11 protein-coding genes and 1 riboswitch are annotated in these 12,923 nt (G+C 46.5%); all 11 genes read left to right on the top strand.

The genetic code is table 11. The annotated features are described in order from the left end of the window. The first annotated feature begins 49 nt into the window (after window positions 1–49). The 11 genes from V6D41_RS06380 to sat all read left to right on the top strand — a co-directional run bounded on the left by V6D41_RS06380 (window position 50) and on the right by sat (window position 12,923). Entirely contained in the window at window positions 50–964 is a 915-nt protein-coding gene (locus V6D41_RS06380) for an aspartate carbamoyltransferase catalytic subunit (RefSeq protein ID WP_148961872.1), read from the top strand. Beyond that, the gene (locus V6D41_RS06375) at window positions 948–2,234 is read left to right on the top strand and encodes a dihydroorotase (RefSeq protein ID WP_333517633.1); all 1,287 of its coding nucleotides are present in this window, start codon (window positions 948–950) and stop codon (window positions 2,232–2,234) included. The genes V6D41_RS06380 and V6D41_RS06375 overlap by 17 nt, the downstream gene beginning before the upstream one ends. Then, window positions 2,231–3,325, top strand: coding sequence for a carbamoyl phosphate synthase small subunit (locus tag V6D41_RS06370; RefSeq protein ID WP_333517632.1), 1,095 nt, complete (start codon window positions 2,231–2,233; stop codon window positions 3,323–3,325). Before V6D41_RS06375 ends, V6D41_RS06370 begins: the two co-directional genes overlap by 4 nt. After that, window positions 3,310–6,525, top strand: a complete 3,216-nt coding sequence (carB, locus tag V6D41_RS06365; protein WP_333517631.1) for a carbamoyl-phosphate synthase (glutamine-hydrolyzing) large subunit — start codon at window positions 3,310–3,312, stop codon at window positions 6,523–6,525. The genes V6D41_RS06370 and carB overlap by 16 nt, the downstream gene beginning before the upstream one ends. Beyond that, complete coding sequence (gene pyrK, locus V6D41_RS06360) at window positions 6,522–7,292, top strand: dihydroorotate oxidase B electron transfer subunit (RefSeq protein ID WP_087992116.1); 771 nt, start codon at window positions 6,522–6,524, stop codon at window positions 7,290–7,292. The genes carB and pyrK overlap by 4 nt, the downstream gene beginning before the upstream one ends. After that, window positions 7,292–8,227, top strand: a complete 936-nt coding sequence (locus V6D41_RS06355) for a dihydroorotate dehydrogenase (RefSeq protein WP_333517630.1) — start codon at window positions 7,292–7,294, stop codon at window positions 8,225–8,227. Before pyrK ends, V6D41_RS06355 begins: the two co-directional genes overlap by 1 nt. Next, window positions 8,196–8,915 (top strand): orotidine-5'-phosphate decarboxylase, encoded by a 720-nt coding sequence (gene pyrF / locus V6D41_RS06350; RefSeq protein WP_148961868.1) that lies wholly within the window; start codon window positions 8,196–8,198, stop codon window positions 8,913–8,915. The genes V6D41_RS06355 and pyrF overlap by 32 nt, the downstream gene beginning before the upstream one ends. Continuing rightward, a complete protein-coding gene (pyrE, locus tag V6D41_RS06345) occupies window positions 8,912–9,544 on the top strand; it encodes an orotate phosphoribosyltransferase (RefSeq protein WP_333517629.1) in 633 nt (210 codons plus the stop codon). Before pyrF ends, pyrE begins: the two co-directional genes overlap by 4 nt. A gap of 144 nt (window positions 9,545–9,688) precedes the next feature. Beyond that, a riboswitch (SAM riboswitch) is annotated at window positions 9,689–9,794 on the top strand. Window positions 9,795–9,948: 154 nt separating this feature from the next. Next, window positions 9,949–10,650: a phosphoadenylyl-sulfate reductase gene (locus V6D41_RS06340; protein WP_148961866.1), complete on the top strand. Its 702-nt coding sequence runs from the start codon at window positions 9,949–9,951 to the stop codon at window positions 10,648–10,650. A gap of 11 nt (window positions 10,651–10,661) precedes the next feature. Further along, window positions 10,662–11,726, top strand: coding sequence for a sulfate permease (gene cysP, locus V6D41_RS06335; RefSeq protein ID WP_333517628.1), 1,065 nt, complete (start codon window positions 10,662–10,664; stop codon window positions 11,724–11,726). A 48-nt stretch (window positions 11,727–11,774) separates the two neighbouring features. Then, window positions 11,775–12,923 carry a sulfate adenylyltransferase gene (gene sat / locus V6D41_RS06330; protein ID WP_333517627.1) on the top strand — a complete coding sequence of 383 codons (1,149 nt, stop codon included), beginning with the start codon at window positions 11,775–11,777 and terminating at the stop codon, window positions 12,921–12,923.

Here is a 12,923-nt window from a genome sequence, read left to right as displayed (position 1 = left end):
TAGACCGGGGTTTTTTCAGCCTTAAAGTTGAAATGAGAGGGGAAAAAACATGAAGCATTTAACGACAATGAGTGAACTCAGCACTGAGGAAATCAAAGATTTGCTTCAAACAGCACGCGACCTCAAAAGCGGAAACACAGACAATGGGCTTGCGGGGAAATTTGCAGCGAACCTGTTTTTTGAACCGAGCACGAGGACGCGGTTCAGCTTTGAAGTCGCGGAAAAAAAGCTGGGCATGAATGTCCTGAATCTTGATGGAACAAGCACAAGCGTGCAAAAAGGCGAAACCCTATATGACACCATCCGGACGCTCGAATCAATCGGTGTAGACGTGTGCGTCATCAGGCACAGTGAGGATGAGTACTATAAAGAGCTTGTCAGCCAGGTGAATATCCCGATTCTGAATGCGGGTGACGGATGCGGCCAGCATCCGACACAATCACTGCTTGATGTCATGACGATTTATGAAGAGTTCAATACGTTCAAAGGGCTTACCGTCTCCATTCACGGCGATATTAAGCACAGCAGAGTGGCAAGGTCAAATGCGGAAGTTTTGACAAGACTGGGTGCCCGCGTCCTGTTTTCCGGTCCTTCGGAATGGCAGGATGAAGAAAACACATTCGGTACGTTTGCTTCAATGGATGAAGCAGTTGAGTCTTCCGATGTCGTGATGCTGCTGCGCATTCAAAATGAAAGACATCAGTCCGCTGTCAGCCAGAAAGGTTATTTAAACAAATACGGCTTGACAGTAGAACGGGCTGAGCGTATGAAGCAGCATGCGATCATTATGCATCCGGCTCCGGTAAACAGAGGAGTGGAGATTGATGACAGCTTAGTAGAAAGTAATAAATCAAGAATATTCAAGCAAATGCAAAATGGTGTATTTATCAGAATGGCAGTGATACAGCGTGCCTTACAAACCAATGTGAAAAGAGGAGAAGCAGCGTATGTCATATCTCATTAAAAACGGCTGGATACTTAACGAAAATGGTGAAAAAACAGAAGCGGATATTCGAGTGACAGGAGAAATCATCTCCGAAATCGGAAAGCTTGATGCAGCGGATAAAGAAACGGTAATTGATGCAAAAGGATTGCTCGTTTCACCTGGGTTTGTTGATCTCCACGTACACTTCAGAGAGCCAGGCGGTGAGAAGAAAGAAACCATTGAAACCGGCGCAAAAGCAGCGGCGCGCGGCGGTTATACAACTGTGGCGGCAATGCCGAATACGCGGCCGGTTCCTGATACGAAGGAGCAGATGGAATGGGTGCAAAACAGAATTAAAGAAACCTCATGCGTGAGAGTTCTTCCATATGCGTCCATTACGATCAGACAAATCGGTGATGAGATGACAAACTTTGAAGCTTTAAAAGAAGCCGGAGCATTTGCTTTTACAGATGACGGCGTCGGTATACAGACAGCAGGAATGATGTATGAAGCGATGAAGCGGGCAGCCGCAATTGACAAAGCGATTGTTGCACATTGCGAAGACAACTCCTTAATTTACGGAGGAAGTGTGCATGAGGGGACATTCTCAAAAGCAAACGGGCTCAACGGCATTCCTTCTGTGTGTGAATCGGTTCATATTGCCCGCGATGTATTGCTGGCTGAGGCGGCAGGCTGCCATTACCATGTATGCCATATCAGCACGAAAGAGTCTGTCAGGGTCGTACGTGATGCGAAAAAAGCAGGAATCAGAGTGACGGCAGAAGTGTCACCACACCATTTGCTGCTTTGTGATGAGGACATTCCGGGGCTGGACACAAATTATAAAATGAATCCTCCGCTCCGCAGCGCAGAAGACAGAGCTGCTTTAATCGAAGGTCTTTTAGACGGAACGATTGATTTTATCGCAACAGACCATGCGCCGCATACAGAAGAAGAGAAAAATACAGAAATGAAGCTGGCGCCATTCGGAATTGTCGGCTTAGAAACAGCGTTCCCGCTTCTATACACACACTTTGTCAAAAATGGCAGCTGGTCGCTGAAACAGCTGATTGACTATATGACAATTAAACCATGCGAAGCGTTCGGTCTCCCATACGGAACATTACAAACGGGGCAAGTTGCTGATATTACGTTAATTGATTTGGAAAAAGAAGCAGTGATAGACAAAGAGACATTTTTGTCAAAAGGAAAAAATACACCATTCAACGGCATCAGCTGCACCGGCTGGCCAGTCGCTACAATTGCGGCGGGGATGCTTGCTTATGAAGAAGGGAGACTTGTCAAATGAAGAGACGATTAGTACTGGAAAACGGAGCGGTATTCGAGGGGAAAGCCTTCGGAAGCTTAGAAAACAGCATGGGGGAAGTCGTTTTTAACACTGGGATGACAGGCTATCAGGAAATTTTATCTGATCCTTCTTACTGCGGGCAGATCGTAACATTAACGTATCCGCTTATCGGAAATTACGGTATTAACCGTGATGATTTTGAATCCATTACCCCTTTTGTAAAAGGGTTGGTCGTCAAAGAATTATGCGAACTGCCTTCCAACTGGCGTTCAGCATACACCTTAGACGAATATTTAAAAATGAAAAACATTCCCGGACTGCAGGGAATTGATACAAGAAAGCTAACAAGAATGATCCGCACGGCAGGCGCGCTAAAAGGAACATTCGCTTCACCTGATGAAGATATCGAAGCAGTGCTGAAAAGGCTTGATGAAACTGAACTGCCGAGAAATCAAGTATCTCAAGTATCAGCCAAAACAGCATATCCGAGCCCGGGAAGAGGCAAACGCATCGTTTTGGTTGACTTCGGCATGAAACACGGGATTCTAAGAGAGCTGAACAAACGGAAATGTGACGTCATCGTTGTGCCTTACAACATTACAGCGGAAGAAGTGCTTCAGCTGAAACCGGACGGCATCATGCTTTCTAACGGACCTGGAGATCCGAAAGATGTGCCTGAAGCGATTGAAATGATCAAAGGTATTCTCGGTAAAGTGCCATTATTCGGAATATGTCTCGGCCACCAATTATTCGCGCTGGCGTGCGGAGCGAATACTGAAAAAATGAAATTCGGCCACAGGGGTTCAAACCACCCGGTAAAAGAGCTGGCAACCGGAAAAGTGGCCTTAACATCTCAAAACCATGGCTATACAGTGTCATCCATCAGCGAAACAGAACTGGAAGTGACGCATATCGCAATTAACGACGATACGATTGAAGGGCTGGAGCATAAAACACTGCCGGCATTTACGGTTCAATATCATCCAGAAGCTTCACCTGGCCCAGAGGATGCCAACCATCTATTTGACAGATTCATCGAAATGATTGAAACAACGGAGAAAGAAGGGGAAGCGGTATGCCAAAACGCGTAGACATTAACAAAATTTTAGTAATCGGGTCTGGACCGATCATCATCGGCCAAGCAGCAGAATTTGATTATGCGGGAACGCAAGCCTGCCTTGCTTTGAAAGAAGAAGGTTATGAAGTCATTCTTGTCAACTCAAACCCCGCCACAATCATGACAGATACTGAAATGGCTGACCGGGTTTACATCGAACCGCTCACTCCTGAATTCCTGACTCGAATCATCAGAAAAGAGCGCCCGGATGCCATTCTTCCTACTCTTGGAGGCCAAACCGGTTTGAATCTTGCGGTTGAGCTTTCTGAAAGAGGCGTGCTGGAAGAGTGCGGCGTCGAAGTGCTTGGCACGAAGCTGTCTGCGATTCAGCAGGCTGAAGATCGCGACTTGTTCAGAACATTAATGAACGAACTGAATGAACCGGTGCCTGAAAGTGAAATCATCCACTCCTTAGAAGAAGCAGAAAACTTCGTCAGTCAAATTGGATTCCCTGTCATTGTCCGCCCGGCATATACATTAGGCGGAACAGGCGGAGGCATCTGCTCGAATGAAACCGAGCTGAAAGAAATTGTTGAGAACGGCTTAAAATTAAGTCCGGTTCACCAGTGTCTGCTTGAAAAAAGCATCGCCGGTTATAAAGAAATCGAGTATGAAGTCATGAGAGACAGCCAGGATCACGCCATCGTTGTTTGTAACATGGAGAACATTGATCCAGTCGGAATCCACACTGGAGACAGCATTGTTGTCGCGCCGAGCCAAACGCTCAGCGACCGCGAATATCAACTCTTGCGGAATGTATCATTAAAACTGATCCGCGCGCTTGGAATTGAAGGCGGATGTAACGTCCAGCTCGCTTTAGATCCAGACAGCTTCCAATACTACATTATTGAAGTAAACCCGCGTGTCAGCCGTTCATCTGCCCTTGCATCAAAAGCGACAGGATATCCGATTGCAAAGCTCGCTGCTAAAATTGCAGTCGGCCTTTCATTAGATGAAATGATGAACCCAGTGACAGGAAAAACATATGCAGCATTTGAACCAGCTCTTGACTATGTCGTATCCAAAATTCCGCGCTGGCCGTTTGATAAGTTTGAATCAGCAAACAGAAAGCTTGGCACGCAAATGAAAGCGACAGGAGAGGTCATGGCGATCGGCCGCACGCTTGAAGAGTCATTACTGAAGGCTGTGCGTTCACTGGAAGCAGATGTGTATCACTTGGAATTGAAAGACGCTGCCGACATTTCAGATGAGCTTCTTGAAAAACGAATTAAAAAGGCCGGTGATGAACGCTTATTCTACTTAGCTGAAGCGTATAGAAGAGGCTACACGGTAGAAGCCCTCCATGAATTTTCCGCTATCGATGTCTTCTTCTTGCATAAGCTTTTGGGAATCGTAAAGTTTGAAAAAGAACTGAAGGCAAATGTGGGCGATACGGATGTGCTGAGACGGGCAAAAGAACTCGGATTCTCTGATAAGTACATCAGCCGTGAGTGGAAAATGAAAGAATCGGAGCTTTACAGCTTGAGAAAACAAGCGGCAATTGCGCCCGTATTCAAAATGGTAGATACGTGCGCGGCGGAGTTTGAATCGGAAACGCCATACTTCTACAGCACATATGAAGAAGAAAATGAGTCAGTCGTTACGGATAAGAAAAGTGTGATCGTGCTGGGTTCCGGTCCGATCCGAATCGGTCAGGGGGTTGAGTTCGATTACGCCACTGTTCATTCTGTGTGGGCAATCAAACAGGCAGGCTACGAAGCCATTATTGTCAATAACAACCCGGAAACCGTTTCTACAGATTTCAGTATCTCGGACAAGCTGTACTTTGAGCCGCTTACGATTGAAGATGTGATGCACATCATTGACCTCGAACAGCCAATGGGCGTTGTCGTACAGTTTGGCGGACAAACTGCCATTAACCTTGCTGATGAGCTTTCTGCACGCGGAGTGAAGATCCTTGGGACTTCATTAGAGGATTTAGACCGTGCGGAAGACCGGGATAAATTTGAACAAGCGCTTGGAGCACTTGGTGTTCCGCAGCCGCTTGGCAAAACAGCGACATCAGTTGATCAGGCGGTAAGCATCGCGAGTGACATCGGCTATCCGGTACTGGTGCGCCCGTCCTATGTTCTTGGCGGCCGGGCGATGGAGATTGTGTATCATGAGGAAGAACTGCTTCATTACATGAAAAACGCAGTCAAAATCAATCCGCAGCACCCAGTATTAATTGACAGATATTTAACAGGGAAAGAAATTGAAGTGGATGCAGTATCTGACGGTGAAACAGTTGTAATCCCGGGAATTATGGAGCACATTGAACGGGCGGGTGTTCACTCCGGAGACTCAATCGCTGTTTATCCGCCTCAGTCACTCACAGAAGACATTAAGAAAAAAATTGAACAATATACGATCGCATTAGCCAAAGGGCTGAACATTGTCGGTTTGCTCAACATTCAATTCGTACTGTCACAAGGCGAAGTGTACGTGCTCGAAGTGAATCCGAGATCAAGCAGAACCGTACCGTTCTTAAGCAAAATTACGGGTATCCCAATGGCGAACCTAGCCACAAAAGTCATTCTCGGGCAAAAGCTGGCAGCGTTTGGCTATACAGAGGGCCTTCAGCCTGAACAGCAGGGTGTATTTGTAAAAGCGCCGGTCTTCTCCTTCGCTAAGTTGAGAAGAGTGGACATTACGTTAGGGCCTGAAATGAAATCAACTGGTGAGGTCATGGGGAAAGATTCAACCCTTGAAAAGGCGCTCTATAAAGCCTTGATCGCTTCAGGCATTCAAATCCCTAACTACGGTTCCATGCTTTTAACAGTGGCTGATAAGGACAAAGAAGAAGGGCTTGCCATCGCTAAGCGGTTCCATGCGATCGGCTACAACATTTTAGCGACGGAAGGAACGGCAGGTTACCTGAAAGAAGCTTCAATTCCTGCGAAGGTGGTCGGAAAAATCGGCCAGGACGGCCCGAACTTGCTTGACGTGATCAGAAACGGAGAAGCGCAGTTTGTCATCAATACGCTGACAAAAGGAAAGCAGCCGGCAAGAGACGGATTTAGAATCAGACGTGAATCAGTAGAAAACGGTGTTGCCTGCTTAACATCTTTAGATACGGCAGAAGCGATATTGCGAGTGCTGGAAAGCATGACCTTCCGTGCTGATCAAATGCCGGAAGTTAACACAAATCAGGAGGCGGCAGTCACTATATGAAAAAAGCGTATTTGACAGTATGTTCTAACCAGCAAATTGCGGACCGGGTGTATCAAATGGTTTTGAAAGGGGAGCTTGTCCAAGGGTTTACAACCCCGGGACAGTTCCTTCATCTTAAAGTGAGCGAAGCGGTTACGCCTCTATTGAGAAGACCAATCAGCATCGCCGACGTCAACTTTGAAAAAAATGAAGTCACCATCATTTATCGAGTAGATGGGGAAGGAACAAGACTCTTGTCGCTAAAGCAGCAGGGAGAGCTTGTGGATGTCCTCGGGCCTTTGGGAAATGGCTTTCCTGTCAATGAAGTCAAACCCGGAAAGACGGCTTTGCTGGTGGGAGGCGGTGTTGGTGTGCCCCCTCTCCAAGAGCTGTCGAAACGCTTGAACGAAAAAGGGGTCAAAGTCATACACGTTTTAGGATTCCAATCGGCAAAGGATGTTTTTTACGAAGAAGCGTGCCGGCAGTACGGAGACACTTATGTGGCAACAGCTGACGGAAGCTATGGGGAAACCGGATTTGTCACAGACGTGATAAAACAGAAAAACCTAGAGTTTGACATCCTTCTTAGCTGCGGGCCGACACCGATGCTGAAGGCGTTAAAACAGGAATATGCCCATAAAGAAGTTTACCTGTCGATGGAGGAACGAATGGGCTGCGGAATCGGCGCATGCTTCGCGTGTGTGTGCCATACAAACGAAAGTGAAACATCCTACGTAAAAGTATGTCTCGACGGGCCTGTATTTAAAGCTCAGGAGGTGGCGCTGTAATGCTAGAGGTGAAATTGCCTGGACTAGATTTGAAAAATCCGATCATTCCTGCATCAGGCTGCTTCGGTTTTGGAAAAGAGTTTGCGCGTTTTTATGATTTATCTTGTCTCGGAGCAATCATGATCAAAGCTACGACGAAGGAGCCTCGCTTCGGGAACCCAACGCCTAGGGTAGCTGAGACTGGCGCTGGAATGCTCAATGCGATCGGTCTGCAAAACCCGGGGCTGGAAAGCGTCTTGCAAAATGAGCTGCCGTGGCTTGAGCAGTTTGCAACACCGATCATTGCCAATGTCGCAGGTTCTCAGATCGAGGATTATGTAGAAGTCGCAGAGTATATCAGTAAAGCGCCCAACGTTCATGCACTTGAATTGAACATTTCCTGCCCGAATGTGAAAACAGGCGGAATCGCTTTTGGCACGAACCCTAAAATGGCTGCTGATTTGACGAAAGCGGTTAAAGAGGTTTCAGATGTACCCGTTTATGTGAAGCTTTCCCCGAACGTGGCAAATATCACAGAAATTGCATCAGCGATCGAGGGGGCGGGAGCGGACGGTCTTACGATGATCAACACATTAATCGGGATGAGACTCGATTTAAAATCAGGAAAGCCGATATTAGCGAATAAAACAGGGGGGCTTTCTGGTCCCGCTGTGAAGCCGGTTGCTATTCGCATGGTGTATGAAGTCAGTCAGGCGGTCAACATCCCGATTATCGGAATGGGAGGCGTGCAGACGGCCGAAGATGCACTGGAATTTCTTCTTGCGGGAGCAAGCGCGGTCGCTGTCGGAACAGCAAACTTTGTAAATCCTTTTGCATGCCCAGACATTATAGGCCAGCTCCCAGCTGTTTTGCGCCAATACGGCTATCAATCAATTGAAGAATGCATCGGAAGGAGCTGGAACCATGAAAAACAACCTGCCCATCATCGCGCTTGATTTTGCAACAGCTGAAGAAACACTTGCATTCTTAGCGCCTTTTCAGCAAGGACCGTTATTTGTAAAGGTTGGGATGGAGCTTTTTTATCAAGAAGGACCATCTATCGTCAAACAACTAAAAGAAAGAAATTGCGAGCTGTTTTTAGATTTAAAGCTTCATGACATCCCGACCACTGTAAACAAAGCGATGAAGCGCCTTGCCGGTCTCGGAGTAGACCTCGTCAATGTTCATGCGGCAGGAGGCAAAAAAATGATGCAAGCAGCTCTGGAAGGCTTAGAAGAAGGGACGCCGGCCGGACAAAAACGCCCTTCCCTTATCGCGGTAACCCAGCTGACAAGCACATCTGAACAACTCATGAAAGATGAACTGCTGATCGAAAAGCCTCTGATCGACACGGTCGTCCACTACAGCAAACTGGCGGAAGAAAGCGGGCTGGATGGAGTGGTCTGCTCTGTTCATGAAGCAAAAGCCATTTACGAAGCGGTATCGCCTTCATTTCTGACTGTTACTCCGGGGATCAGGCTGTCAGAGGACGCTGCGAATGACCAAATCCGCGTAGCGACACCTGCAATTGCAAGAGAGAAAGGTTCATCAGCGATTGTGGTGGGACGCTCGATTACAAAAGCGAAAGACCCGGTAAAAGCCTATGAAGCTGTCAGACTCGAATGGGAGGGGATCAAATCATGAAACAAGTCATCGCAAAACATCTATTAAACATCCAAGCTGTATTTTTACGCCCGAACGAGCCATTTACATGGGCTAGCGGCATTTTATCGCCCATCTACTGTGACAATCGCCTTACGCTATCATTCCCGGAGGTCAGAAATGATGTCGCTTCAGGCATCAGCAAGCTTGTCGAAGAGCATTTTCCTGAAGCTGAAATGATTGCGGGAACAGCAACAGCCGGTATTCCTCATGCTGCTCTGGCGGCTGACCGTTTGAATCTTCCGATGTGTTATGTGAGAAGCAAGCCGAAAACGCACGGAAAAGGCAATCAGATTGAGGGAACTGTTCAAAAAAGCCAAAAAACGGTCTTGATCGAAGACTTAATTTCCACAGGAGGCAGTGTGCTTGAAGCTGCGGCGGCTTTACAAGCGGCAGGCTGTGAAGTGCTTGGTGTCGTCTCAATCTTTACGTACGGACTGCCTAAAGCGCAGGAAGCGTTTGCGAAGGCAGAGCTGCCATACTACTCTTTAACTGATTATGATACGCTCACACAGGTCGCGCTTGAAAACGGAAATATTCATTCAGGCGATTTAGAAAAGCTGAAAACGTGGAAACAAAATCCCGAGTCAAAAGATTGGTTTAAAAAATAACAAATAAATTTTGGTGATGTACAAGGGCTCCAAAGCCTTTCTGTACTTGAAAACAGGCCTTGCAGCCTGTTTTTTTATTAATCCTATAAAAAAAGTCGGGTTGACTTATGTTAGAATTGTGCTAAAATTTACTACAAATCTAAAAACTTATCAAGAGCGGCTGAGGGACTGGACCTATGAAGCCCGGCAACCTGCACAGTTTGTAAGGTGCTACTTCCAGCAAAATGAATTCCATTTTGAAAGATAAGGGCTACATGCTGTTCCTGTCTTTCTTTCCGCCGGATTGAAAGTTTTTTATTTTAAGAGGAAAAAAGGCTGACTGCGATAACCGCAGCCGCGCAATACAATTGGTAAAAGACAACCAGCAGAAAGCTACTGTTGTCTCCGAAAGGAGGAAAGAAGAAATGTTAACGTACGATAATTGGGAAGAACCAACGATTACATTTCCGGAAGACGATCCTTATAAAGGAGCGCTGTCAGTTTTAAAGTGGGCATACGGCCATTACGGCAATCAGCTTGTTTATGCATGCAGTTTCGGAATTGAAGGAATCGTTTTGATTGACTTAATTTATAAAGTGAAAAAAGACGCAGAGATTGTGTTTCTTGATACAGGGCTTCATTTTAAAGAAACATATGAAACGATTGAACGAGTGAAAGAGCGTTATCCCGGTCTTCATATCATCCTGAAAAAACCAGACCTTACCCTTGAACAGCAAGCCGGTGAATATGGTGACAAACTGTGGGAAAGAGAACCTAATCAATGCTGCTATCTCAGAAAGATCGTTCCTTTAAGAGAGGCGCTTTCGGGACATCCGGCCTGGCTTTCCGGTCTGCGCCGCGATCAAGGGCCAAGCCGTGCCAATACGAATTTCTTAAACAAAGATGAAAAATTCAAATCAGTAAAAGTATGCCCGCTTATCCATTGGACTTGGAAAGACATTTGGAGATACACATCCCGGAATGAGCTGGACTACAACCCGCTTCATGACCAAGGTTATCCAAGTATTGGCTGCGCGCCTTGTACGGCTCCTGCTTTTACCGCAGAGGATTTACGCTCAGGCAGATGGAATGGCATGGCGAAAACAGAATGCGGACTGCATGAATAAGGAGCTGCAAAATGGAACTAGCCGCTATTTTATTTAGCTTGTTTTTCGCGATGAATATTGGTGCAAGCGGCGCTGCAGCTTCGATGGGAGTTGCTTACGGCTCTGGAGCCATCAGAAAGAAAACCTACGCTTTGATCCTATGCGCAGTCGGTGTGCTAGCTGGGGCGGTCATTGGCGGGGGGGAGGTTGTAAAAACCATCAGTTCCGGAATTATCCCCGAGCAGACGATTACACTGACGGTTGTTTGCATTATTATTGGAGCCGCTGCGCTGTCGCTCTTTACGGCTAATCTGCTCGGCATTCCTTTGTCGACAAGTGAAGTAACAGTCGGCGCTGTTGTCGGCGTGGGAGTCGCTTACAAAGTATTGTTTGTGAACAGCCTTTTGGTCATTGTGTCGTTTTGGGTTTTTGTCCCGCTGTTCGCTTTCGGCTTCACCTATTTCGTATTTAAGCTGTTTCGTTATTTTAAGATTGAAATTAAATCTTCTAAAAAGCAAAAATTCCTTGGTATTGCGTTGTTAGGTGCCGGATTTTTCGAAGCTTTCTCTGCCGGCATGAACAACGTGGCGAATGCCGTTGGCCCGTTAGTGGCGGCCGGTGTGCTGGATGTCGCGAAAGGAACTTTGTACGGAGGAGCTTTTGTTGCTCTTGGCGCGCTGTTATTAGGCCGGCGTGTGTTAGAAACAAACGGGAAGAAAATTACGAGATTTTCAAAAGGAGAAGGCATTCTCTTATCCGGTACGGGAGCGGGACTGGTGATCATCAGTTCGGTATTTGGGATGCCGGTGCCTTTGGCGCAAGTCACTTCATCGTCTATTATCGGAATAGGCATGGCAAAAAACGGTCCGAATGTGTTCCATAAACAAGTTGTTCAAACGATGCTGAAGGTATGGATTGTATCGCCGTTTTTATCTTTATCGATTTCTTATATGCTTGTATCCTTGTTTTTAAAAGCGGATTATTATTCAATCTTTATTATGGTAAGTGTGCTCTTAGCGACGGTCGGTGCCGTCAGCCTGATGAAGGCCATACGTAAAGAGAGACGCTCTGTCCACGAACAAGGTGGGGGAATCTGATCATTAATCTGAGTTTTTTTATATGTTAACTAGGAGGAAATAGATATTATGAACTTAGCACCTCACGGAGGAACATTAGTAAACAGAGTAGATGAATCATATGATGTAAGCAGCATTCAAAAAGAAATTGAACTTGATTTAATTTCTTTTGCCGATTTAGAGTTGATTGGAATCGGCGGCTACAGCCCGATCGAAGGCTTCTTTAATGAAAAGGATTACGTATCTGTTGTTGAAAACATGCGTCTTTCTTCCGGTGTTGTCTGGTCTCTGCCGATCACGCTCCCGGTGGGCGCGCAAAAAGCAGCTGAACTGTCAGTCGGTGAAACGGTAAAGTTAACGTATGAAGGAGACACATACGGCGTTATCCAAATTGAAGATCTGTACGTGCCAGACAAACAAAAAGAAGCGGTCAATGTGTACAAAACCGATGATCAGGAACACCCGGGTGTTAAAAAGCTGTTCAGCCGCGGCGATACATATGTCGGCGGACCGATCACATTGATTAAAAAAGCTTCAAAACAGTTCCCTGAATTTACGTTTGAACCGGCAGAAACAAGACGCCAGTTTGCGGAAAATGGCTGGGAAACAATTGTCGGTTTCCAAACAAGAAATCCTGTTCACAGAGCACATGAATACATTCAAAAGACGGCTCTTGAAACAGTAGACGGTTTGTTCTTAAACCCGCTGGTAGGTGAAACAAAATCTGATGACATCCCAGCTGATGTGCGGATGGAAAGCTATCAAGTGCTTCTTGACAATTATTATCCGAAAGATCGCGTGTTCCTCGGCGTCTTCTTAGCGGCGATGCGTTATGCAGGACCGAGAGAAGCGATTTTCCACGCGCTTGTCAGAAAGAACTACGGCTGCACGCATTTCATCGTCGGCCGCGATCACGCGGGTGTAGGTGACTATTACGGAACATACGAAGCACAGGAGCTGTTTGACACATTTAAACCTGAAGAGCTCGGGATTACACCGCTGAAATTCGAGCACAGCTTCTTCTGTGAAAAATGCGGGAATATGGGAACCGCGAAAACTTGCCCTCACGGCAGAGAGCATCACGTGATTTTATCAGGCACTAAGGTAAGAGGCATGCTGAGAGACGGTGTGCTGCCGCCTGCTGAATTCAGCCGCGCAGAAGTCGTAGAAGTGTTAATCAAAGGGATGAAGAAAAAAGAAGAAGCAGGCGTATTTTAA

Origin of the sequence: Bacillus sp. 0102A (genome assembly GCF_036765155.1) — a bacterium.
In the GTDB taxonomy this organism is placed as follows: Bacteria; Bacillota; Bacilli; order Bacillales; family Bacillaceae; genus Bacillus; species Bacillus subtilis_G.
Note: the sequence above shows the minus strand (reverse complement) of the source record. Positions and strands in the feature narration are given on the sequence as shown.

Excerpts from the sequence above, each read along its gene's own strand:
- V6D41_RS06380 (WP_148961872.1), top strand. The coding sequence starts at position 50 with ATGAAGCATTTAACGACAATGAGTGAACTCAGCACTGAGGAAATCAAA.
- V6D41_RS06375 (WP_333517633.1), top strand. The coding sequence starts at position 948 with ATGTCATATCTCATTAAAAACGGCTGGATACTTAACGAAAATGGTGAA.
- V6D41_RS06370 (WP_333517632.1), top strand. The coding sequence starts at position 2,231 with ATGAAGAGACGATTAGTACTGGAAAACGGAGCGGTATTCGAGGGGAAA.
- carB (WP_333517631.1), top strand. The coding sequence starts at position 3,310 with ATGCCAAAACGCGTAGACATTAACAAAATTTTAGTAATCGGGTCTGGA.
- pyrK (WP_087992116.1), top strand. The coding sequence starts at position 6,522 with ATGAAAAAAGCGTATTTGACAGTATGTTCTAACCAGCAAATTGCGGAC.
- V6D41_RS06355 (WP_333517630.1), top strand. The coding sequence starts at position 7,292 with ATGCTAGAGGTGAAATTGCCTGGACTAGATTTGAAAAATCCGATCATT.
- pyrF (WP_148961868.1), top strand. The coding sequence starts at position 8,196 with ATGAAAAACAACCTGCCCATCATCGCGCTTGATTTTGCAACAGCTGAA.
- pyrE (WP_333517629.1), top strand. The coding sequence starts at position 8,912 with ATGAAACAAGTCATCGCAAAACATCTATTAAACATCCAAGCTGTATTT.
- V6D41_RS06340 (WP_148961866.1), top strand. The coding sequence starts at position 9,949 with ATGTTAACGTACGATAATTGGGAAGAACCAACGATTACATTTCCGGAA.
- cysP (WP_333517628.1), top strand. The coding sequence starts at position 10,662 with ATGGAACTAGCCGCTATTTTATTTAGCTTGTTTTTCGCGATGAATATT.
- sat (WP_333517627.1), top strand. The coding sequence starts at position 11,775 with ATGAACTTAGCACCTCACGGAGGAACATTAGTAAACAGAGTAGATGAA.